This is a genomic window from uncultured Marinobacter sp. (assembly GCF_947488835.1).
Lineage (GTDB): Bacteria > Pseudomonadota > Gammaproteobacteria > Pseudomonadales > Oleiphilaceae > Marinobacter.
Window position 1 is genome coordinate 13,634 of the sequence record NZ_CANLBK010000002.1, and the last position, 21,495, is coordinate 35,128.

Annotated in this window: 19 protein-coding genes and 1 other RNA gene; 19 read left to right on the plus strand and 1 reads right to left on the minus strand. The window is 55.3% G+C overall.

Features of this window, described 5'->3' with window-relative positions:
- The first annotated feature begins 47 nt into the window (after nucleotides 1–47).
- The 18 genes from rsmI (at nucleotide 48) to lpxC (ending at nucleotide 19,761) form a co-directional block, all read left to right on the plus strand.
- The gene (gene rsmI / locus Q0824_RS09030) at nucleotides 48–917 is read left to right on the plus strand and encodes a 16S rRNA (cytidine(1402)-2'-O)-methyltransferase (protein WP_298449635.1); all 870 of its coding nucleotides are present in this window, start codon (nucleotides 48–50) and stop codon (nucleotides 915–917) included.
- 56 nt (nucleotides 918–973) lie between these two features.
- Nucleotides 974–1,335, plus strand: an RNA gene (rnpB, locus tag Q0824_RS09035) — RNase P RNA component class A.
- Nucleotides 1,336–1,639: 304 nt separating this feature from the next.
- Nucleotides 1,640–2,092 carry a division/cell wall cluster transcriptional repressor MraZ gene (mraZ, locus tag Q0824_RS09040; protein WP_071266534.1) on the plus strand — a complete coding sequence of 151 codons (453 nt, stop codon included), beginning with the start codon at nucleotides 1,640–1,642 and terminating at the stop codon, nucleotides 2,090–2,092.
- The gene (gene rsmH, locus Q0824_RS09045; RefSeq protein WP_298449636.1) at nucleotides 2,089–3,072 is read left to right on the plus strand and encodes a 16S rRNA (cytosine(1402)-N(4))-methyltransferase RsmH; all 984 of its coding nucleotides are present in this window, start codon (nucleotides 2,089–2,091) and stop codon (nucleotides 3,070–3,072) included. The genes mraZ and rsmH overlap by 4 nt, the downstream gene beginning before the upstream one ends.
- A gap of 2 nt (nucleotides 3,073–3,074) precedes the next feature.
- Nucleotides 3,075–3,479, plus strand: coding sequence for a cell division protein FtsL (ftsL, locus tag Q0824_RS09050; protein WP_298449637.1), 405 nt, complete (start codon nucleotides 3,075–3,077; stop codon nucleotides 3,477–3,479).
- Between the two features lie 32 nt (nucleotides 3,480–3,511).
- On the plus strand, nucleotides 3,512–5,251 hold the full coding sequence (locus tag Q0824_RS09055; protein WP_298449639.1) for a penicillin-binding protein 2: 1,740 nt from the start codon (nucleotides 3,512–3,514) through the stop codon (nucleotides 5,249–5,251).
- Nucleotides 5,252–5,255: 4 nt separating this feature from the next.
- Nucleotides 5,256–6,740, plus strand: coding sequence for a UDP-N-acetylmuramoyl-L-alanyl-D-glutamate--2,6-diaminopimelate ligase (locus Q0824_RS09060; RefSeq protein ID WP_298449640.1), 1,485 nt, complete (start codon nucleotides 5,256–5,258; stop codon nucleotides 6,738–6,740).
- Nucleotides 6,737–8,131, plus strand: a complete 1,395-nt coding sequence (gene murF / locus Q0824_RS09065; protein ID WP_298449642.1) for a UDP-N-acetylmuramoyl-tripeptide--D-alanyl-D-alanine ligase — start codon at nucleotides 6,737–6,739, stop codon at nucleotides 8,129–8,131. The genes Q0824_RS09060 and murF overlap by 4 nt, the downstream gene beginning before the upstream one ends.
- Nucleotides 8,116–9,201 (plus strand): phospho-N-acetylmuramoyl-pentapeptide-transferase, encoded by a 1,086-nt coding sequence (gene mraY, locus Q0824_RS09070; protein WP_298449644.1) that lies wholly within the window; start codon nucleotides 8,116–8,118, stop codon nucleotides 9,199–9,201. The genes murF and mraY overlap by 16 nt, the downstream gene beginning before the upstream one ends.
- Before the next feature lie 15 nt (nucleotides 9,202–9,216).
- Entirely contained in the window at nucleotides 9,217–10,572 is a 1,356-nt protein-coding gene (gene murD, locus Q0824_RS09075; RefSeq protein WP_298449646.1) for a UDP-N-acetylmuramoyl-L-alanine--D-glutamate ligase, read from the plus strand.
- Nucleotides 10,572–11,774, plus strand: coding sequence for a putative lipid II flippase FtsW (gene ftsW / locus Q0824_RS09080; protein ID WP_298449647.1), 1,203 nt, complete (start codon nucleotides 10,572–10,574; stop codon nucleotides 11,772–11,774). The genes murD and ftsW overlap by 1 nt, the downstream gene beginning before the upstream one ends.
- Nucleotides 11,767–12,873 carry an undecaprenyldiphospho-muramoylpentapeptide beta-N-acetylglucosaminyltransferase gene (murG, locus tag Q0824_RS09085; RefSeq protein ID WP_298449649.1) on the plus strand — a complete coding sequence of 369 codons (1,107 nt, stop codon included), beginning with the start codon at nucleotides 11,767–11,769 and terminating at the stop codon, nucleotides 12,871–12,873. The genes ftsW and murG overlap by 8 nt, the downstream gene beginning before the upstream one ends.
- Complete coding sequence (gene murC / locus Q0824_RS09090; protein WP_298449651.1) at nucleotides 12,866–14,311, plus strand: UDP-N-acetylmuramate--L-alanine ligase; 1,446 nt, start codon at nucleotides 12,866–12,868, stop codon at nucleotides 14,309–14,311. Before murG ends, murC begins: the two co-directional genes overlap by 8 nt.
- Nucleotides 14,304–15,278 (plus strand): D-alanine--D-alanine ligase, encoded by a 975-nt coding sequence (locus tag Q0824_RS09095; protein WP_298449653.1) that lies wholly within the window; start codon nucleotides 14,304–14,306, stop codon nucleotides 15,276–15,278. Before murC ends, Q0824_RS09095 begins: the two co-directional genes overlap by 8 nt.
- Complete coding sequence (locus tag Q0824_RS09100; protein ID WP_298449655.1) at nucleotides 15,271–16,110, plus strand: cell division protein FtsQ/DivIB; 840 nt, start codon at nucleotides 15,271–15,273, stop codon at nucleotides 16,108–16,110. The genes Q0824_RS09095 and Q0824_RS09100 overlap by 8 nt, the downstream gene beginning before the upstream one ends.
- A 36-nt stretch (nucleotides 16,111–16,146) precedes the next feature.
- A complete protein-coding gene (gene ftsA / locus Q0824_RS09105; RefSeq protein ID WP_298449657.1) occupies nucleotides 16,147–17,382 on the plus strand; it encodes a cell division protein FtsA in 1,236 nt (411 codons plus the stop codon).
- A 96-nt stretch (nucleotides 17,383–17,478) separates the two neighbouring features.
- Nucleotides 17,479–18,636: a cell division protein FtsZ gene (ftsZ, locus tag Q0824_RS09110; protein WP_298449659.1), complete on the plus strand. Its 1,158-nt coding sequence runs from the start codon at nucleotides 17,479–17,481 to the stop codon at nucleotides 18,634–18,636.
- A 207-nt stretch (nucleotides 18,637–18,843) separates the two neighbouring features.
- Nucleotides 18,844–19,761 (plus strand): UDP-3-O-acyl-N-acetylglucosamine deacetylase, encoded by a 918-nt coding sequence (lpxC, locus tag Q0824_RS09115; protein WP_298449661.1) that lies wholly within the window; start codon nucleotides 18,844–18,846, stop codon nucleotides 19,759–19,761.
- 11 nt (nucleotides 19,762–19,772) lie between these two features.
- Here lpxC and Q0824_RS09120 read toward each other — a convergent pair whose 3' ends face one another.
- Nucleotides 19,773–20,219, minus strand: a complete 447-nt coding sequence (locus Q0824_RS09120; RefSeq protein WP_298449663.1) for a DciA family protein — start codon at nucleotides 20,217–20,219, stop codon at nucleotides 19,773–19,775.
- A gap of 212 nt (nucleotides 20,220–20,431) precedes the next feature.
- Between Q0824_RS09120 and Q0824_RS09125 the strand changes: the two genes are divergently transcribed.
- Nucleotides 20,432–21,385: a M23 family metallopeptidase gene (locus Q0824_RS09125; protein WP_298449665.1), complete on the plus strand. Its 954-nt coding sequence runs from the start codon at nucleotides 20,432–20,434 to the stop codon at nucleotides 21,383–21,385.
- Nucleotides 21,386–21,495: the final 110 nt, after the last annotated feature.

The following is a 21,495-nucleotide window of genomic DNA, read 5'->3' on the forward strand; positions in this document are numbered from 1 at the left end:
CTCCACGCGAGGCACACATTTTGAAATCTGAAACGGATCAACCTGCGATGCAGGTAATAAGACCAGGCGATAATCGCGGAACGCTTTATATCGTTGCAACCCCGATTGGCAACCTGGACGATCTATCGCCGCGCGCGGTAAAGGTGCTTTCGAGTGTGGCTGTTATTGCAGCCGAGGATACTCGCCACAGCGGGCGATTGTTACAGCATATTGGTATAAGCAAGCCGTTGATCGCGTTACATGATCATAACGAGCGTGGCAGGGTTCAGAATATACTGGAGCAGCTGCTGGCTGGCGATGATGTTGCCTTGATTTCAGACGCTGGCACGCCGCTAATCTCTGATCCAGGTTATGTGCTGGTTCGGGACGCGAGAGCGGAAGGTCTGCGGGTTAGCCCGATACCTGGGCCCTGCGCATTGGTAGCTGCCTTGAGTGCTGCAGGCCTGCCCACCGACCGGTTTTTGTTCGCGGGCTTTCTTCCTGCAAAGGGTGCTGGCCGGCGAGCAGCTCTGGAGGATCTTCGCAAGGAGGTTGCAACACTGGTGTTCTATGAGTCTCCTCACAGGATACTGAACACCGTAGCGGATATAGCGGAAGTTTTGGGCGCGCAGCGGGAGATTGTGCTCGGTCGTGAGATCACCAAGGCCTTCGAAACGTTCTATTCTGGTGCGGCTGCAGAAGTGCATTCCACATTGACGGATGATCCCCACGGCAGTCGTGGTGAATTCGTTGTGATGGTGCGGGGTGCGGAAAAGGCTGAGGCAGGGTTGATGGCCGGTGAGTTGGATGTGGATCATTTGTTGCGCCTTCTTATGGCGGAGTTGCCTCTTAAAAAAGTGGCAAAGATAGCGTCTGGCTTGAGTGGGCTGGGCAAGAACGAGCTGTATCAGCGCGCCTTGGAACTCAAAGAGGGTTGACCCCTTGTTCTGCGCTTTTCCTTGCATGGTGCGTGGTGCAATAGTATTGTCTCGCCCGAGCTCGCCAGACAGTCGCCGCCGGTTTTACCGGGGGAGGAAAGTCCGGGCTCCGCAGGGCAAGGTGCCAGGTAACTCCTGGGCGGCGTGAGCCGACGGAAAGTGCAACAGAAAGTAGACCGCCTAAGTGTTTGTGACTCGTTCGCGAACACCGGTAAGGGTGAAACGGTGCGGTAAGAGCGCACCGCGTGGCTGGCAACAGTTCACGGCGATGGTAAACCCCACCTGGAGCAAGACCAAATAGGAGTCCTATGGCGTGGCCCGCGCTGGACTCGGGTAGGTTGCTTGAGGCCTGTGGTGACGCAGGCCCTAGATGAATGACTGTCCAAGACAGAACCCGGCTTATCGGCGAGCTCGCCTTTTTTTTTCCTTCATGAAGCGCATTAATTATCATTGCGCGTTTCTTATAGCTAAAAAATCTTAAACCTCACTTGTCTTCTTCAGACATTTTTGCAGGTGTTTGATTTTCCTTCTTTTCTTTTCCGTAATGTCATCTCTGACTCTCGCTAGTCTCTGTAACCTGTTGTCATAAAAGGAACTTTCGCAAGAGTGGCGTCGTTGACGGCGCTTGCATTGTGAATTGCGTGTTTCTATAGTGTGCACAAGTGGGAAAAAGTGGTTTCTAGTGGTTATTTGTGGATTTTGAGTCTCCAGAGACGGTGTAAATGAGCAATTTTCTCGGCAGTCATGCCATCAATATGGATGCGAAGGGGCGCTTGGCGATCCCCACCAAGGTGCGCGAAGGTCTCGCGCAAGCCTGTGGTGGCCGTATTGTATTGACAGCGAATGCCGATGAAGAGCGGTGTTTATTGGTTTACCCGGAGCCTGAGTGGGAAATGCTACGCCCTAAAATTGAAGCGCTTCCCAACATGAACAAGGCCGCACGACGCCTGCAGCGTTTGCTGCTTGGTAACGCTGCGCCTATGGAAATGGATTCTGCCGGGCGCATTCTGGTGCCGCCCACTCTGCGCAGTTACGCCCATCTTGAGAAAAAACTGATGCTCATCGGGCAGGGCAACAAACTGGAGTTGTGGAGTGAGGAGCGCTGGTTTACATGGCTTGATGAATCTTCCTGTGATGAAGATATGCCGCCCGAGATGGAGGCGCTTTCCCTATGACCTCTGATCGCAAGCCGGAGACCGGAGGGGAGTTCTCCCATCGTTCGGTGCTCCTGGATTCGGCGGTCGACTATCTGGTTAGTGACCCCGAAGGCAGGTATGTGGACGCCACATTCGGTCGTGGTGGGCATAGTCAGCTCATTTTAGGGCAGCTGGGCACCTCTGGTCAGTTGTTGGGCATCGACAAGGACCCCGAAGCGATTCTTGTTGCAGAACAGCTTGCGAAAACCGATTCCCGTTTCAAGCATTTCCACGGCTCCTTTGCAGAGTTCGACCGCGCTGTGTCCGAAGCTGGCTGGGAGCACGTGGGTGGCGTGCTGATGGATCTTGGTGTGTCGTCGCCACAGTTGGATGATGCGTCCAGAGGCTTCAGCTTTATGCGTGATGGCCCCCTTGATATGCGCATGAACCCTCAGCAGTCGCCAAGTGCGGCAGAGTGGTTGATGTATGCGGAAGAGCGGGACATTGCCGATGTGATTTTTCGCTACGGAGAGGAGAAGTTTTCCCGTCGCATCGCCCGGCTGATTGTTGAGCGGCGCAAAGAAAATCCAATCGAAACAACGCTCCAGTTGGCTGCGCTGGTTAGTGAAGCCGTACCCAAAAAAGAGAAGCACAAACACCCGGCAACCCGAACGTTCCAGGCGATACGGATTTTTATCAATCGCGAGCTGGAAGATCTGGAAGTCGGGCTGCAGGCGGCAGTTGACAAAATCGCGCCTGGCGGCCGGCTGGTCGTGATCAGCTTCCACTCGCTGGAAGACCGGCTCGTAAAACGTTTTATGCGAGATCTCGCGCGCGGCCCCAGGTTGCCCAAGGGCATTCCTGTAACGGCGGCGCAGGAGGCTTCGGATTTTCGGTTAATAGGCAAGGCGAGCAAGGCCGGTGCCGGTGAAGTTAGTGAGAATGTTCGCGCTCGCAGTGCTGTTATGCGGGTTCTGGAGCGTATCGACAACACAAAGACATCGCAGGGGAGCGCGTAATTATGGGCGCCGTAGCCATAGAGACGGCTGTAAAGCCGGTAAAGTTGAACAAGGAGAAGGTTCGCGAGGGCGTTGTAGCTGCCGTGCGAATCTCCCGGCGGGTATTCGATGCCACGCGCCAAACAAAGGTACTGGTGTCTCTGGGCTTGGCCGTGGTGCTTGTGGGTTCGTCCATAGGTGTCGTTGTGAGCGCCCATGAGAACCGTGCGCTGTTCAATACCCTGTCTCAACTGCAGGCAGAGCGTGACAGCTTTCAGGCGGAATGGAGTCAGCTGCTTCTGGAGCAAAGTGCCATGGGTGGCCACGGTCGTGTAGAGCGACTTGCGGCGGAACGATTCAATATGGTGGTGCCCGGGCGACAGGACATTGTTCTGGTGCCTTTGATGTCGCCGCTGGCATCCCGGTAATTCACAACAATAACAACCTCAGGGTGATCTGATTGTCCAATCAGGAGTCGGCAAGAACATTGAGCCAGAGAGTCGCGGCGGGCCTGAAAGCCTGGCGCTTTGGCTCCGTGCTGGGTGTCTTTCTGGTGGTTGTGCTGGCACTTGGTTGGCGCCTGGCTGATTTGCATGTTGTGGACAATGATTTTCTGCGTAAGCAGGGTGATGTGCGCACGATTCGCGTAGAAACGATTGATGCACACCGCGGTGTAGTTACCGATCGCTATGGTGAGCCGCTGGCTGTAAGTACGCCGGTTCAGACACTCTGGGCCAACCCTTCCGAGACCGATCCTGCCGAACCACGCCTGACCAATCTGGCTCGGGTGCTGGATATTAGCGAAGCCAGGCTCCGGGAACGGCTGGCAACTTATGCTGGCCGAGAATTCATTTATCTGCGCAGAAAAGTGCAACCCGGGCTGGCTGCAAAGGCCATGGAGCTGGATATTCCTGGTATCTACACGCGGCAGGAATATCGCCGTTATTACCCTGCGGGCGAGGTGACATCCCATGTCGTCGGGTTTACCAATATAGACGAGCGCGGTCAGGAAGGCTTGGAGCTGGCTTATAACGACTGGCTATCCGGTGAGTCGGGTCGCAAGCGCGTTTTAAAGGATAATCGCGGTCGGATCATCAAGGATCTGGCACTCATCCGTGACGCGGCTCCCGGTCACAATCTTGAGCTCAGCATAGATCTGCGCTTGCAGTATCTGGCCTATCGCGAGCTGAAAGCGGTGGTTGGCGCCCATAAGGCGCGCGGTGGCACCCTTGTAATGCTGGATGTCGAAACGGGTGAAGTGCTGGCGATGGTCAATCAGGGATCCTATAACCCCAATGACCGCAGCCAGTTCGCATCGGAAAATCTCCGCAACAAGGCCATTACCGATTTGTTTGAGCCCGGCTCAACCATGAAGCCCATCTCTATGGCAGCTGCACTCGAATCCGGGCAGTACTCCGCCAATGAAACCATTGATACCTCACCCGGTTATCGGCGCTTCGGCAGGTTCACAATTCGCGATTACCGGAACTACGGGGTTATTAGCCTTACCGACATTATCGTGAAATCGAGCAACGTAGGTATCAGCAAGATCGCCACGGAGTTGGGTGGTGACACGATTCGCAACCTATACGCCCGTCTTGGCTTTGGTCAGCCAACCGGCATCGGATTTCCGGGAGAAGCGGTGGGTGTATTGCCGGCACCACCGAAGTGGCGCCCGTCCGAAGAAGCAACACTTTCATACGGTTACGGAATGAGTGTGAACGCTCTTCAGTTAGCTCAGGCCTACATGGTTATCGCCAATGGTGGTGTGCGCTACCCGCTAAGCCTGATGAAGCTGAATGAAAAGCCTGTTGGCGAGAGGGTGCTTTCGGAGCGGGTTACAAATGATGTGCGGGCAATGCTGGGAGAAGTGGTGTCCAGAGGGTCTGGCAAGCGTGCTCAGCCCGGCTTTTACAGTGCCGGAGGTAAGACCGGAACCGTTCACCTGGTGGGCGCGCAAGGCTATGAAGACAGCCAGTACAAGGCAGTTTTTGCCGGTATGGCCCCCATCGATAATCCGAGAATTGTCACCGTCGTGGCAGTGGATGCGCCTCAGTCAGGGGAATACTACGGCGGCGAAGTGGCCGCGCCAGTGTTCTCCCGGGTGATGAGCGATGCGCTGCGACTGCTAAACGTAAAACCCGAACTGGAGGTTGGCGCAACAGGTCGACCGCCAGTAAGCATCGGAGCGAGGGGGTAGGCCTATGTGCATAACATCTCTCAATACGTTGTTGCAGGGTATTGCGCCCGTGCCGTCTGTTTTTGACGTGACCATCCACGGGCTGCAAACCGATAGTCGTGACGTTCGCCCCGGAGATGCCTTTGTTGCTCTGGCTGGCGCAACGACGCTGGCGGATCATCACGTGGATCAGGCGATAGCGGCAGGCGCCACTGTTGTGCTACTGGAGTCGGAAAGCCGCGGTGAGTGTCGTGAACATCACGGCGCATTGATTGTGCCGGTTCCAGAGCTCCGACAGCTGCTGGGGAAAATTGCTGCCCGCTTTTATGAGCACCCTTCGCGAAGGCTGCGACTGATCGGCGTTACCGGTACCAACGGCAAAACCTCGGTAAGCCATTACATTGCCCAGCTGTTAGGCCAGGCAGACACGCCCTGTGGTGTTCTGGGAACTTTAGGTTACGGCATGCCCGGCGCCTTGCAAAAGGCCAGCCATACCACGCCTGACGTGGTTCTGATTAATCGAGCTTTGTCGGGCATCCTTTCCAGTGGTGGCCGTGCAGCAGCGATGGAAGTGTCTTCCCATGGACTGGATCAAGGCAGGGTAGACGGCCTGGCAATAACCGGTGCCGTGTTTACCAATCTGACGCGGGATCACCTGGACTATCACGGTTCAATGGAATCTTACGGTGCGGCCAAGGCTCGGCTGTTCGAGCGTGAGGATGTGCACTTCTCGGTGATCAACTTTGACGATCCTTTTGGTCGTCAGCTCTATGAAAAGCTTGAGGGCAAATGTGATCGCATTCGTTATAGCCTTCACGAATCTGAAGTTGAGCTGTGGCTGAAGGAATTCCGTCCCACAGACAGCGGCTTTGATGCTGTGGTTGATGGAGAGTGGGGCGAGTTCGGCATTTCCGCGCCGTTGATGGGAAGTTTCAATGCCAGCAATGTGCTTGCAGCAATTGCAGCGGTTATGACCCTGAATGTTACGGTCGAGCAAGTGCAGCAGGCGGTAAAATTGTTAACACCGCCTCCCGGTCGGCTCGAGCGTTTCTGTGGCGCAAATGGCGCCCGTGCCGTGGTTGATTATGCACACACACCCGATGCGCTGGCGAATGCTTTAGCCGCGTTGCGGCCCCATGTGGCAGGCAAGTTGATCTGTGTGTTTGGCTGCGGCGGAGATCGGGATAGTGGCAAGCGGCCTGAAATGGCGAAAGAGGCTGAAAAACGCGCTGATGTCATTATCGTTACAGATGACAATCCACGGACAGAAAACCCGGTGGAGATTGTCCGGGACATTCTGGCTGGGTTTTCCAGGCCGAATGCTGCAAGCGTTATTCACGACCGGGCTGAGGCGATCCGCACGGCCATAAATATGGCCGAGCAGGGGGACCTTGTTCTTGTCGCTGGCAAAGGCCATGAATCCTGGCAGGAAATAGCGGGCCAGAAGCTCCCATTCAGTGACGCAAGTCAAGTGCGCCAAGGCTTGAATATTGAAGGGGCTGACCTATGATGCGCGCCTTCTCGCTTGCCGAGGCTGTAGGGTTTACCGGTGCCAAGTGTGTGTCAAAGGGGCTGGATAGGGTTCAGTTCGCTGGTGTGTCTACTGACACCCGCGCCTTGAAGGCAGGTGACCTGTTTGTTGCCCTGCGCGGTGACAACTTCGATGGCCACGAATTTTTACAGGCTGCGCAGAAGCTGGGTGCGAGTGCTGCCGTAGTTGATACGCCGGTTGATAACGGTCTGGATATGCCGCAGTTGGTTGTGGCGGACACCGTTAAAGCGCTGGCGGATCTGGCTGCAGGGAATCGCATTGAAAGCGACGCGAAGCTGGTTGCGATTACCGGTAGCAGTGGCAAAACCACCGTTAAAGAACTGGTCGCTGCCATTCTTGCGCGAATGGGGGAAACCCTTGCGACCCGCGGCAACCTGAACAATCACATTGGTGTGCCCTTGACCCTGTTCGGCCTGGAGCCCCGGCATGAATACGGTGCTGTTGAATTAGGTGCCAGCGGGATTGGCGAAATCGCTCATACCGTTGCCATTACCAAACCTCAGGTTGTGATTCTCACGAATGCGGGAGAAGCACACCTCGAGGGCTTTGGCAGTTACGAGAATATCGTGCGGGCCAAGGGCGAAATTATCGAAGGTGTCAGCGATGCCGGCTTGGTGGTTCTGAACCGGGATGACCCTGCGTTCGAACAGTGGCTTGCCCGAGCCGGGAACCGACGGGTTGTCAGTGTCAGCCGCTCGGGAAACCCCGAGGCGGACTACAGTGCAGTTATCCAGCCAAAGCAAAGCATGCAGGCGGAAGTTGTGTGTGCAGGGCCTGACGGATGGGGGCTCACGTTCCTGTTGCCCCTCGAAGGCGAGCACAACGTAACCAACGCTCTGCTGGCGATTGCAGCAGCCCGTGAGCTGGGTGCAACGGATTCGGCAATCAAAGACGGTTTGGCCGGGGTCCAGCCAGCACGTGGGCGCCTCCAGGTAGTCAATCTTCCGGGAGAACTGTCAGTTATTGATGACAGTTACAACGCAAACCCGGCCTCCATGAAAGCAGCGTTGGGTGTTCTGGCAAAGCGCCAAGGCGCGCATATTGCGGTTTTAGGAGCGATGGGCGAACTCGGGCCAACTGCTCGCGAACTTCACCGTGAAGTGGGTGCCTTTGCTTCGGAGTTGGGGATTGCTCGCCTGTTAACGGTAGGAACTGGCTGCGAAGGCTACGCCGCGGGCTTTGGTGACGCGACAGAGATGTATGAAACACACGATGAGGCCGTGCAGGTCATTTATCGGGCTAAAGAGCGGCCAATGACCGTGTTGGTTAAAGGGTCCAGAAGTTCCGCCATGGATCTCGTGGCGGATGGAATTATAAACAAGGTGAATAAAGCATGCTGCTCTGGCTGACAGGGGTTCTTTCAGATTATTTTTCGGCGCTGACGGTGTTTCAGTACCTGACCGTACGTGGGATTCTGGGCACATTAACCGCGCTCCTGATCTCTTTGGTTATCGGGCCAGTGATGATCCGTAAGCTGAGCCAGTATCAGATTGGTCAGGCGATTCGTGATGATGGCCCTCAAACACATCTCAGCAAAGCTGGAACGCCAACAATGGGCGGAGCGCTGATTCTGGTGTCTATCGGCATCAGCACATTGTTGTGGGCGGATCTGTCCAACCGGTATGTGTGGGTGACGTTGCTGGTTACCTTGCTGTTCGGCGCCATTGGTTGGGTGGATGATTACCGGAAAGTGGTCGAGCGCAACCCCCGTGGTCTGCCTGCACGCTGGAAGTACTTCTGGCAGTCGTTGATTGGCGCAGCTGCAGCCATAGTGTTGTACTTCAGTTCTGCTTTGCCTCAGGAAACCTCGTTGTACCTGCCATTCCTTAAAAACGTGTCTCTGACCCTCGGGCCGGTGCTCTTTATTCTGCTCACTTACTTTGTGATTGTCGGCAGCAGCAATGCGGTAAACCTGACAGATGGCCTGGATGGTCTCGCAATCATGCCCACAGTCATGGTCGCAGGTGCCTTGGGTATCTTCGCGTACGTATCCGGTAACGTTCAGTTCGCAAATTATCTTTTAATCCCGCACTTGCCGGGCACCGGCGAACTGATTGTCTTTTGCGGAGCTCTGGTTGGCGCCGGTCTTGGCTTTCTGTGGTTTAACACCTACCCCGCACAAGTGTTCATGGGTGATGTTGGTGCGCTGGCGCTCGGTGCCGCTTTGGGTGTGGTTGCGGTGATCGTGCGCCAGGAAATCATCCTTTTCATCATGGGCGGTGTGTTTGTGATGGAAACAGTGTCAGTGATCTTGCAGGTGGCTTCCTTCCGGTTGACCGGCCGCCGGATATTCCGGATGGCGCCACTGCATCACCATTTTGAGCTTAAAGGGTGGCCAGAGCCGCGCGTAATTGTGCGCTTCTGGGTCATCACTGTAATTCTGGTTCTGATTGGCTTGTCCAGTCTGAAATTGCGATAGGAAGCCGGATTGATTATGAGTGTCATCACTTCAGATCGTCGCACATTGGTAGTAGGGCTCGGTAAAACCGGGCTCTCCTGCGTGCGCTATCTGACGGCGCAGGGGCGGGACGTTGCCGTGGCTGACAGCCGCGAAGCGCCGCCGTGCCTGGATGACCTTCGTGCCGGGTGGCCAGATGTTTCTGTTCATCTCGGATCGTTCAGCCCCGAGCTATTTGCGGGGTTCAATGAACTGATCGTAAGCCCGGGAATCAGCATTGCTGAGCCGGCTATAGCCTACGCCGCTACGCAAGGCGCGCGCATACGGGGCGATATTGATCTGTTTGCTGAAGCTGCCGATGCGCCGGTTGTGGCCATAACAGGTTCCAACGGGAAGACCACTGTTACCACCTTGTTGGGCGAGATGGCTCGCTCTGCCGGTCGCATGGTTCAGATCGGCGGGAATATCGGCACGCCTGCACTGGATTTGCTGGGTCTGGGCGCCGACTTGTACGTGCTTGAGCTCTCCAGCTTTCAGTTGGAAGCCACCACAGGTCTGAATGCGCTGGCGGCAACCGTACTGAACGTAAGTGACGATCATCTGGATCGCTACCCGGACAAGATGGCTTATTTTCAGGCCAAGCAACGAATCTTCCAGGGATGCAAGAACGCTATCGTAAACCTTGACGATGCGCTCAGCACTCCCATGGCGCGGGATAACCTGCGGTTTGTATGTTTCGGCTTTAATCGGGTGAACCCGCAAACGTTCAGTACCCGGGAAGACGATCAGGGTCTATGGCTGACCTTCGGCTTCGATAACCTGCTGAATGCCAGCGAGCTGGAATTGATGGGCTGGCATAACCTCAGCAACGTAATGGCTGCGCTGGCACTTGGGCAGGCTGCCGGGCTGCCAATGGACATCATGCTGGATAGCGCGCGGAACTTTAGCGGGTTGCCGCACCGCTGTGAGCTCGTGCGCAGGCTCGCAGGGGTGGATTACATCAATGACTCCAAGGGTACGAATGTTGGAGCCACCGTCGCCGCCATAAAAAGCCTGGTGCCGGAAGGCGAAGGGAAGATCGTGCTGATTGCCGGCGGAGAAGGCAAGGGTGCCGAGTTTACAGATCTGGCGGCACCCATAAGTGACGGTTGCCGGGCCGTTGTTTTGATTGGCCGGGATGCAGATCGGGTTGCGGGCGCTCTGGACTCCGCGACACCCGTATTCCGGGCCGGAACCTTGAAGGCTGCGGTGGAAAAATCTGCCGAACTTGCGCAGCACGGCGATCGGGTACTCTTTTCACCCGCGTGTGCCAGCTTCGATATGTTTGTGGACTATATGGATCGTGGTGAGCAATTCCGCACCCAGGTCCAATCACTGCGGGAGGCGAACTGATGCAGTTAGGGCTATCAGCAGCACCCGCAAGAACACAATGGTTGGGCGAAATACAGCCCCTGCCGGTGCTGGTTATCAGCTCGGTTGCCTTGCTGATTATCGGCGTTGTGATGATTTCCTCTGCTTCCATGGATCTGGCGGTAGAGACCATGGGCAATGGTTATCACTATGTGATTCGCCAGCTTATGTTTGCGGTTATGGGCTGCATGCTGGCGCTGGTTTCGGTGAATGTGCCGGTAGCTTGGTGGGAGCGCAGCGGCTGGTTGTTGCTGGGTATAGGTCTGCTGGTTCTGGTTCTGGTTCTTACGCCTCTGGGCCGCACAGTGAACGGTTCTACGCGCTGGATCCCATTTGGGTTGTTCAACGTGCAGGTGTCGGAAGTGGCCAAACTATGCCTGATTGCCTACCTGGCCGGCTACGTAGTAAGACGCCGCGATGAGTTGCTGAATACTTGGCCAGGCTTTTTGAAGCCGTTGGTCGTTCTTGGTGTGGCATCGGCCTTGTTGGTTATTCAGCCCGACTTTGGGGCAACGGTGGTTCTGGTAACCGCGGCGGCGGGCATGATTTTCCTTAGCGGTGTGCGGCTTAGCCGGTTTGTGCCGCTGATCGCCATTCTGGTAGTGCTCGGGGTCATTCTGGTGCTGACTCAGCCCTACCGACTGAAGCGCGTAGTGAGCTACCTCGATCCCTGGAAGGATCAATTCGACAGTGGCTACCAGCTAACCCAGTCGTTGATTGCCTTCGGTCGTGGTGATTGGAGTGGAGTTGGTCTCGGCAACTCAATACAGAAGTTGTTCTTCCTGCCAGAGGCTCACACGGACTTTATTTTCGCCATCATCGCAGAAGAGTTCGGGCTGATTGGCTCACTGATCGTGCTGGGGCTGTTTACTGTGCTGGTTGTAACCGGATTTGTGATTGCACGCCGGGCTGAAAAGGCGGATATGCCGTTTGGTGCCTGCTTCGCCTACGGCATCACACTGCTGATCGGCTTGCAGGCTGGAATCAACATGGCAGTCAGCACCGGATTGCTTCCCACAAAAGGGCTTACTTTGCCATTGGTGAGCTATGGCGGCTCCAGCCTGATGATCAGCTGTGTGTGTATCGGCATTCTCGCTCGAGTTGAAATGGAGCGGCTGGATAAAGAAAAGCAGGTGACGGAAAAGACGGCCCCCCGGAAACGCGGAGGTGCGCGCTATGAGTGAACCTCGCCGCTTTCTAATGATGGCCGGAGGTACCGGAGGCCACGTGTTCCCGGCACTTGCCACCGCCCGGGCACTTGAGGCCAAGGGGCATGAAGTGCACTGGCTGGGTGCTGTCGGCGGCATGGAAGAGCGGTTGATTGCAGACACTGACATACCCATGTCGCTGATTCACATCTCCGGGCTCCGGGGGAAAGGCAAGCTGGCTTTGCTGGCAGCGCCATTCCGCCTGATGCGTGCGCTTGGGGAGGCCTTTACCATCATGCGTCGCATCCGCCCGGACTGCGTGGTTGGCATGGGTGGATTTGTGACTGGCCCTGGCGGCTTGGCCGCCTGGCTTACGAAAACGCCGTTGGTGATTCATGAGCAGAATGCCATCGCAGGCATGACAAACCGGATTCTGGTGCGTTTTTCCAAAACGGTACTGGAAGCCTTCCCGGGAAGTTTTGGAACGGAAGTGATCACCCGTTGCACCGGCAATCCAGTGCGGGAAGATTTGGCGACCTTGCCGGCCCCGGAAGATCGAATGGCCGGGCGTTCAAGCGAGTCCGGAGAACAGAGCACACCACTGCGAATCCTGGTGGTCGGCGGCAGCCTGGGTGCCCAGGTGTTCAATCAGCAATTGCCAGAAGCTTTGGCACTGCTGCCAGAGCAGGAGCGGCCACAGGTTCGGCATCAGTGTGGGGAGCGGCACCTTGAAGACGCCCGCGCCTCATATAACGAACATGGTGTGAGTGCCAGTGTCGAGCCGTTTATTAAAGACATGGCAGAAGCCTATGGCTGGGCCGACGTAGTGTTGTGCCGCTCTGGGGCACTGACAGTTTCCGAACTGTGCGCAGCAGGAATCGGCGCAGTGCTGGTGCCATTCCCCCATGCGGTGGACGATCATCAAACGAAAAACGGCCAGCAATTGGTGAATGCCAAGGCGGCCATTCTGATACCACAGTCACGGCTTACACCGGCTGTGCTGGCAGAAACCCTTGGCGATCTCGCCAGGGATCGCGCCCGGGTCATGGATATGGCCAAGGCTGCACGTACTTTGGCTCGCCCCGATGCAACGGAGCGAGTCGTAAATTATTGTCTGGAGGCCGCTAATGGCTGATACAAACAATCCGCCGCTTGCTTTTCAAGTACCGGAAATGCGCCGGATTCGCCACATTCACTTTGTGGGTATCGGTGGTGCTGGCATGAGTGGCATTGCAGAAGTGCTGAAAAACCAGGGCTACGACGTGTCTGGTTCAGACATCAAGCAGGGGGTCGTCACAGATCGCCTCAAAGCCATGGGCATTGAGATACAGATTGGCCATCTTGAGGAAAACAGCGCTAAAGCCGACGTGGTAGTGGTGTCTTCTGCTGTGGCGTCCGACAACCCCGAGATGGTGTCGGCGCGCAACCGGCGGGTGCCTATAGTGCCTCGTGCCGAAATGCTGGCAGAGATCATGCGTTATCGCCACGGCATAGCCGTAGCCGGAACCCACGGCAAGACCACTACCACTAGCCTGATTGCTTCGGTGCTGGGTGAGGCCGGGCTTGATCCCACTTTCGTGATCGGCGGCAAGCTCAACAGCGCCGGCACCAATGCCAAGCTGGGTGGATCTCGCTATCTGGTCGCTGAAGCGGATGAGAGCGATGCCTCCTTCCTGCACCTGACGCCAACAGTGTCAGTGGTGACCAATATCGAAGCCGATCATATGGACACCTACGACGGCGACGTGGAAAAGCTCAAACAAACGTTTGTGGATTTCCTTCATAACCTGCCGTTTTACGGCTTGGCTGTGATGTGTGTGGATGATCCCTATGTGAACGAAATCATCCCCAGAATCTCCCGGGCCATTATCACCTATGGCATCAGTAATCCGGATGCGGATTATCGGGCCGAGAGCATTGTTTCTGATGGTTTGAGAACTCACTTCGTGGTGAAACGGCCTGGTGGTCGAAGCGACCTGACTGTGGAGCTGAAAATGCCAGGGCGGCACAACGTTCTGAACGCCTTGGCCGTGATCGCAGTAGCAACGGATGACGGCATAGCAGATGAAGCTATTTGTCGCGGGTTGGCAGCTTTTGCCGGCGTTGGTCGCCGCTTTCAGGTTTACGGGGATTACAAAATACCCAAAGGCACCATCACTCTTGTGGACGACTATGGTCACCACCCAACAGAGGTCGAGGCAGTCATTCGTGCCGCTCAGGGTGCCTGGCCCGAGCGTCGAATAGTGATGCTGTACCAGCCCCACAGATTTAGCCGAACCCGTGATCTGTATGAGGACTTTGTTCGGGTTTTGTCGGAGGTTGATAGTCTGTTGCTGATGGATGTTTACTCCGCCGGAGAAACAGCGGTTCCTGGCGCTGATAGTAGGGCGTTATGCCGCAGCATAAGACAGCGCGGCAAAGTTGAGCCTTTGTTCGTGGAAGATAACCGGGAGATCGAAGGCCTGTTGTCCACTGTTTTACAGGACGGTGATCTTTTGATTACTCAGGGAGCCGGGGACATAGGTGGGATAGCGAGCCGGTTGGCGGCGCAAGGAGTTATTTCAGGTGAGTGATGTGAAGCATCCCGGAATACCGGCGTATCAGGCCGAGCCAGAGATGGTTAGGGCGCTTGGGCGTGTGGCTGTGTTTATGGGCGGGGATTCTGCTGAGCGCGATGTCTCTCTCAAAAGCGGCAAAGCGGTGCTTGCCGCTTTGGTATCTGCGGGCGTAGATGCCTTTGCCATGGATGTTCAGGGATGCCTTTTGAAGAGTGTGGAAAATCCGGACTTTGACCGGGTCTTCATTGCTCTGCATGGCCGTGGTGGAGAAGACGGAACCTTGCAAGCGATTTTGTCACAGGCGGGAATTCCTTATACGGGCAGTGAAGTGATGGCTTCCGCCCTGGCAATGGATAAATTGCGAACCAAATACGTTTTTGCCGGTTGCGGTTTGCCTACGCCGAAATTCAGAACCATGACGGCTGCAGGCGATGCTGAAAAATTTGTTCAGGAATTACGCACGCCTTTGAGTGTTAAGCCGTCGAGGGAAGGTTCCAGCATTGGCATCCGCAAAGTGACCAGCGCAGCAGAGTTGGTGGAAGCCTATGAGGCTGCTGCAGCACTGGATACCCAAGTGTTAGTAGAAGAGTGGGTTGAAGGCCCCGAGTTTACGGTTAGCCTGTTGCAGGATAGAGCGCTGCCAGCCATCGGCTTGAGTACCGATCACGTGTTCTACGACTATGACGCGAAATATCTGGCGGACGATACCCGTTACCGGATTCCCTGCGGCTTGTCGCCTCAGGATGAAGCGAAGTTACAGAACCTCGCGCTGGAGGCTTTTCGGGTCGTGGGCTGCCGGACCTGGGGACGTGTAGACATCATGCAGGATGCAGAGGGTGACTTCTGGCTTCTGGAAGTCAACACAGTCCCTGGTATGACCGATCACAGCCTGGTGCCAATGGCTGCAAAAGCTGCGGGCATCAGCTTTGAAGAGCTGGTAGTGCGGATCTTGAGCGACACGCTGGAGGGAACTGATGCTTGACACACTGCTGATCCGGAGCCGGGCGATACCGTCCGACCCTCCCCGGCGCCGGGGAGCAACAACCCTCGGTTCCGAGAAGGACCGGTTTGGAGTGTTGAAGGCAATTCTGGCAGCGGTGCCCTGGCTCCAGGCGGGCATGGGCATTGCGATTCTGCTTGTGGCGGGCCTTGTGCCTTGGGCAACAGGCAAGGTGCTGGGGGCCATGGACCAGCAAATTCTGGCCATTGATGTGAATGGTGATTTTGTCGGCGACAGCCGTGTTGCCATTGAGCGTCAGGCCGGCAACTGGATTGGCAAGAGCTACTTTTCAACGGACCTTTCGGACATCAAGTCAGATCTTGAGAGGCGTCCCTGGGTTGAAACAGTAGCCGTGCGTCGGGTATGGCCGGATCGACTGGAAATTAATATCCGGGAAAAGAGGCCGCTGGCTTACTGGACTGACGGCCGTCTGGTCAGCCGAACGGGTGAGCTGTTTATGCCGCCCAACCCGGAAGTTGCAGGAAGATTGCCGCAGCTTGCCGGCCCGGATGAGCGTGTGCGTGATGTGATCAACATGGCGCGCACCATGAGCGACAAACTGGTTGGGCACGGCTTGGGATTCGCAGGGCTTTCACTTGAGCGGCGAGGCGCCTGGACACTTAGCCTCTCAAACGGAATCGAAGTGGTGCTCGGACGGGATCAGGTCGCGAAGCGCTTTGAGCGTTTTATCACAGTGTATGAAAACCGGCTGATATCACGGTCGGACGAAGTTAGCCGGGTGGATGCCCGCTACACGAACGGTGTGGCGGTTCAATGGAAGTTGGCGCAGGCCACTTCCGGCCCGAAAACATAGAAACAGTAAATTCAGACCTACGGTTTGGTGGAACACATGTCATCGGTTGAAACGGAAAACATGATTGTCGGCCTCGATATCGGAACCTCTAAAGTGGTTGCGATCGTCGGCAAACGCAAGATGGACGGAACCATTGAGGTGGTGGGTATTGGTTCCCACCCTTCCCGGGGTCTGAAGCGGGGGGTGGTGGTCAATATTGAAACCACGGTTCAGGCAATTCAGCGAGCGGTTGAGGAAGCCGAACTGATGGCCGGTTGCCGCATTCACTCTGTGTATGCAGGGATTGCAGGCAGTCATATCAAGAGCCTCAATTCCCACGGCATTGTCGCCATTCGCGATCGTGAGGTGACTCAGGCCGATATTGACCGGGTTATCGACGCTGCACAGGCCGTTGCGATTCCTGCCGATCAAAAAATCCTGCACATCTTGCCGCAGGAATTTGTGATCGATAATCAGGAAGGCATCAAAGAGCCAATGGGTATGTCCGGTGTGCGTTTGGAGGCGAAGGTGCACTTGGTTACCTGTGCCGTCAACGCAGCTCAGAACATTGAAAAGTGCATTCGCCGTTGTGGCCTTGAAGCCGACGACATCATTCTGGAGCAGTTGGCTTCGAGCCACGCCATTCTCACAGATGACGAAAAAGAACTGGGTGTCTGTGTTGTGGATATGGGTGGTGGCACCACGGATATCGCCGTGTTCACCGGCGGGGCCATCCGCCACACCGCGGTAATCCCCATTGCGGGGGATCAGGTTACCAACGACATCGCCATGGCTCTGCGTACGCCCACGCAGAACGCAGAAGAAATCAAGATCAAATACGCCTGTGCTTTGACACAACTGGCTGGCGCTGACGAAACCATCAAAGTGCCCAGCGTTGGCGACCGGGCACCGAGGGACCTTTCACGACAGGCCTTGGCAGAGGTGGTGGAGCCCCGTTACGAGGAGTTGTTTACCCTCGTGCAATCAGAGCTGCGCAGGTCAGGTTTTGAAGACATGATTCCGGCGGGAATCGTGATTACAGGCGGATCTTCAACCATGGAAGGTGTGGTCGAGCTTGCAGAAGAAATCTTCCATATGCCGGTACGTTTGGCGTGTCCGCACGCAGTGTCCGGCATGACAGAAGTTGTTAATAACCCCATCTACGCCACCGGCGTGGGGTTATTGATTCATGGTTTCCGGCAGATGGATCTTGGCCGGGCACCGGTGCTCAAGGGTGAAGACGCACCCTCGCTGTTTGAGCGCATGAAAGCCTGGTTTACCGGTCATTTCTGACGGTTCCGGGCAAGCAGTAAACGAAGGTATCTCGAAAAAAACGATCTCGAATTAACAGCCTGGAACAAGGCTGAAAACAGCACGAAGGGGAAGGGTATGTTTGAACTAGTCGATAATGTCCAACAAAACGCTGTCATTAAGGTAATCGGTGTGGGCGGCGGCGGCGGTAACGCCGTACGGCACATGCTGAACAGTGACATTGAGGGTGTAGATTTTATCTGCGCCAACACCGATGCTCAGGCGTTGGCTGGAATGGATGCGCGCCAGATCATTCAGCTGGGCGGTAACATCACAAAGGGACTCGGAGCAGGGGCAAACCCGGAAATCGGGCGCCAGTCTGCCCTGGAAGATCGCGATCGTATCGCCGAGTCCATTAAAGGCGCGGATATGGTGTTCATCACCGCTGGCATGGGTGGTGGTACTGGCACGGGTGCCGCCCCTGTTGTTGCAGAAGTTGCACGGGAAATGGGTATTCTGACCGTTGCCGTGGTAACCAAGCCGTTCAACTTTGAAGGCGGCAAGCGCATGAGCCTGGCCGAAGAAGGGCTCAGAGAACTGGAAGAATGCGTTGACTCGCTAATCACTATTCCTAACGAAAAGCTGCTGGCGGTGCTGGGTAAGAAGACCAGCCTGCTGGATGCTTTCGCAGCTGCAAACGATGTTCTGCTTGGGGCGGTTCAGGGCATTGCTGATCTGATTACCCGCAACGGCATGATCAACGTCGACTTTGCTGATGTTAAAACAGTTATGTCCGAAATGGGTATGGCAATGATGGGTACGGCGACCGCCACCGGCGAGAACCGCGCGCGGGAAGCTGCCGAAGCCGCCATCCGCAGCCCGTTGCTGGAAGACGTCAACTTGCAGGGTGCCAAGGGCATTCTGGTCAACATTACTGCGGGTATGGACCTGAACCTCGGCGAATTCTCCGAGGTTGGCGACATTGTGCGTGAGTTTGCATCCGATACCGCTACCGTTGTTGTTGGTACCGTAATCGACCCTGAGATGACTGACGAGCTTAAGGTAACTGTTGTTGCCACAGGCCTGGGTGGAGACCGTGAAAAGCCTACCAAAGTGGTGGATAACACCCGCTCCCTGGACGGCAAAACAGATTATAAACAGCTGGATCGCCCTGCAATCCTGCGTCGCCGTGCAGTATCTCACGGTAATGTTGCGATTGATCAGAGCAAAGAAAGTGAGGAACAGGGTGTCGACTATCTCGATATTCCCGCATTCCTTCGCAGGCAGGCTGACTGATAATCTGTTGCAAATGACATCCGGTTGGGCGTGATTGTGGCAATTTATAATCACAAACCCGGATAACGAAACGCTGGCTGCTGCAGCTGTGCTGCTTAAAGTTTAGGCAATGTTGGGCCGCGCAAATAGCAATCAGTCGTATTTTTTGGTATTCTGGGCGCACGATTTTGTTTAGAATATCGCCAATTTTTACGGAATAACGAACCGATGATCAGACAACGGACACTTAAAAACACGATCCGTGCTACCGGTGTCGGGCTGCACTCAGGTGAAAAGGTTTACCTGACCCTGAAGCCCGCACCGATAGATTCGGGAATCATTTTCCGCCGCACCGATCTGGACCCAGTGGTCGAGATTCTGGCCTGCGCTGAAAATGTGGGTGAGACCATGCTGTCCACGACGCTGGTAAAAGACGGTGTCCGTGTGGCGACAATTGAGCACTTGTTGTCAGCCATGGCTGGTCTCGGTATCGATAACTGCTATGTAGAACTGAGCGCTGCAGAAGTGCCGATTATGGACGGTTCTGCCGGTCCATTCGTGTTTCTGCTGCAGTCTGCCGGCATTGCCGAGCAGGAAGCGGCCAAGCGATTCATTCGCATCAAGCGGGAAGTCACGATTGAAGAAGGCGACAAGAAGGCTACCTTCCTGCCGTTTGAAGGCTTCAAAGTGAGCTTTGGCATCGACTTTGATCACCCTGTGTTCAAGGGCCGTGCCCAGACCGCGACCGTGGATTTTTCAAGCACGTCTTTCGTGAAGGAAGTCAGCCGTGCACGAACTTTCGGGTTCATGCGCGATATTGAAAAGCTGCGAGCGATGAATCTGGCGCTGGGTGGCAGTGTAGATAACGCCATTGTGGTAGACGACTACAAAATCCTGAACGAAGACGGTCTTCGTTATGATGATGAATTCGTCAAGCACAAAGTACTGGACGCAATCGGAGATCTTTACCTGTTAGGCAATAGCCTGATTGGTGAATTCCGTGGCATCAAGTCTGGTCACGATCTGAATAATAAGCTGCTGCGCAAGCTCAGGGCGGAAGAAGATGCATGGGAAGTGGTGACCTTCGATAACGAAGAAACTGCCCCCATCTCCTATATGAAACCTGTGCTGGCGGTACCGGCATAAGGCTGGATGCCTTAATCCCGGACGTGGCTTGCGAGTTTTTCGAGAACCTCGCGTAGTTTTTTATCCTTCGTGTGCCCGGCTTCCTCTGTGAGGAGCTGGGCATTTTCTTTACTGAGGACTAACTTTTTCGCTGGTGGTTTTTCTTTAAATCTTGGTGGTACTACTTTTACTTTGAGCTTCCATACAAATCGGAACAGCTCGTGCTCCCTCAACTTCTCCATGATTTCATGCTGACGGAAACGTATCTGGCTGGCCCTTCCGGCGTTATCGGCTGAAAGTGTTAGCTCGCCCTCGATACAGCACACAAAGCGAGTGCCTTGTGCCAACGCAGGCGGTAGTAGCGCGATTATTTCCTCTTCAGCCTGGCGGTGGGAATTGGCTTTTGCAACCAGTTCGCGCAGAGCCGGCGTCCGGCCCAGGTTGTCGAAGGTCATTTTTTGCTCACTTTTTCGTTTCATAAGGCGTTTTCTTCTCGACGACCACGATAACGATTGGTTACACTTCGGCACGTTTTGTGCGTAGCGCCGGTGTTACTGTTGTTTTACCTTGTTGTAAATCAGTATGTCTACCGGGCGCTGCGATATATCAGTACGTAGTAGTTGCTAAGGATGGCAAACCCACACGGATTATTCCGGGCTGCAACACTACAGGAAACGGTTGCGGTTCATTGATGAAATCAGAAAACACTATGAATATCATTCTTGTTGGCAAGAGTCACGGCAAGTCCCGTGTGCTGGCGCTGAATAGCACGGTTGTTATTGCCATGGCGCTTTTGGGCGCGGCATTGGTAGCAGCTGCAGGTTGGGTGGGATATAGCGTGGCGGTAGGCCAGGCTGAAGCCCGCGAACCGACGGACTCTGAGTTTGTTTCCCATTGGCAGGGCACGCTGGGAGAACAAAAAGCCGAGCTCGCCGGTTTGCAGCAGAATGTTCAGGATCAAGTGGATGCTCTGACACTGCGCCTTGGTGAGATTCAGGGTCGTCTGTTGCGCCTTGATGCCTTGGGTCAGCGTTTCGTGGAGTCCGGTCTGATTGCCAGTGATGAATTCGACTTTAATCAACCGGCAGCGGTTGGTGGCCCGGAAGATGCCCTTCCCGCAGATTCATTCTCAGCGCCCGATTTGACCAGAATGATTGATGAACTGGAGCGCAAAATGCTTGATCGCGAGCAGCAGTTGCGCTTGCTGGATCAGGTATCCTCCCGTCAAAAGCTCGAGGATGAGTTGTATCTGGAAGGTCGTCCCATCACATGGGGTTGGTTGTCGTCACGCTATGGCTACCGCTCTGATCCGTTCACGGGTAAGCGTACCTGGCACGCCGGAGTCGACCTTGCAGGGAAAGATGGCAGTGATATTATTTCTGTTGCTGGCGGTGTAGTTACCTATGCCTCCGAGCGTCATGGCTACGGAAATCTGGTTGAAGTTGATCATGGTGAGGGATTGGTTACCCGTTACGCCCATAGCAAGACAATCAAGGTGAAGGTGGGTGATGTGGTCCAGAAAGGACAGGTGCTCGCACTTATGGGAAGCACAGGACGTTCTACGGGTCCCCATGTGCACTTCGAGGTTATTCGCAACGGAAAATCCGAAAATCCTGAAACCTACATTAAGAGAGCCAGTCGCTAATAGCTCAGGTATCGCCTGACGTTCGCTAAGCCCCCCGCCAGCCTCATCAGGTTCTTTAACTCCCGGTATTTGGCACAGGATAGCCGCATAACTTCGGCTATGTGAGCCCT

Coding starts and splice junctions, on each gene's coding strand:
- murD (WP_298449646.1), top strand. CDS start 9,217: ATGAGTGTCATCACTTCAGATCGTCGCACATTGGTAGTAGGGCTCGGT.
- mraZ (WP_071266534.1), top strand. CDS start 1,640: ATGAGCAATTTTCTCGGCAGTCATGCCATCAATATGGATGCGAAGGGG.
- ftsZ (WP_298449659.1), top strand. CDS start 17,479: ATGTTTGAACTAGTCGATAATGTCCAACAAAACGCTGTCATTAAGGTA.
- lpxC (WP_298449661.1), top strand. CDS start 18,844: ATGATCAGACAACGGACACTTAAAAACACGATCCGTGCTACCGGTGTC.
- murF (WP_298449642.1), top strand. CDS start 6,737: ATGATGCGCGCCTTCTCGCTTGCCGAGGCTGTAGGGTTTACCGGTGCC.
- Q0824_RS09125 (WP_298449665.1), top strand. CDS start 20,432: ATGAAATCAGAAAACACTATGAATATCATTCTTGTTGGCAAGAGTCAC.
- Q0824_RS09060 (WP_298449640.1), top strand. CDS start 5,256: ATGTGCATAACATCTCTCAATACGTTGTTGCAGGGTATTGCGCCCGTG.
- rsmH (WP_298449636.1), top strand. CDS start 2,089: ATGACCTCTGATCGCAAGCCGGAGACCGGAGGGGAGTTCTCCCATCGT.
- rsmI (WP_298449635.1), top strand. CDS start 48: ATGCAGGTAATAAGACCAGGCGATAATCGCGGAACGCTTTATATCGTT.
- ftsL (WP_298449637.1), top strand. CDS start 3,075: ATGGGCGCCGTAGCCATAGAGACGGCTGTAAAGCCGGTAAAGTTGAAC.
- Q0824_RS09120 (WP_298449663.1), bottom strand. CDS start 20,219: ATGAAACGAAAAAGTGAGCAAAAAATGACCTTCGACAACCTGGGCCGG.
- Q0824_RS09100 (WP_298449655.1), top strand. CDS start 15,271: ATGCTTGACACACTGCTGATCCGGAGCCGGGCGATACCGTCCGACCCT.
- murG (WP_298449649.1), top strand. CDS start 11,767: ATGAGTGAACCTCGCCGCTTTCTAATGATGGCCGGAGGTACCGGAGGC.
- ftsW (WP_298449647.1), top strand. CDS start 10,572: ATGCAGTTAGGGCTATCAGCAGCACCCGCAAGAACACAATGGTTGGGC.
- mraY (WP_298449644.1), top strand. CDS start 8,116: ATGCTGCTCTGGCTGACAGGGGTTCTTTCAGATTATTTTTCGGCGCTG.
- murC (WP_298449651.1), top strand. CDS start 12,866: ATGGCTGATACAAACAATCCGCCGCTTGCTTTTCAAGTACCGGAAATG.
- ftsA (WP_298449657.1), top strand. CDS start 16,147: ATGTCATCGGTTGAAACGGAAAACATGATTGTCGGCCTCGATATCGGA.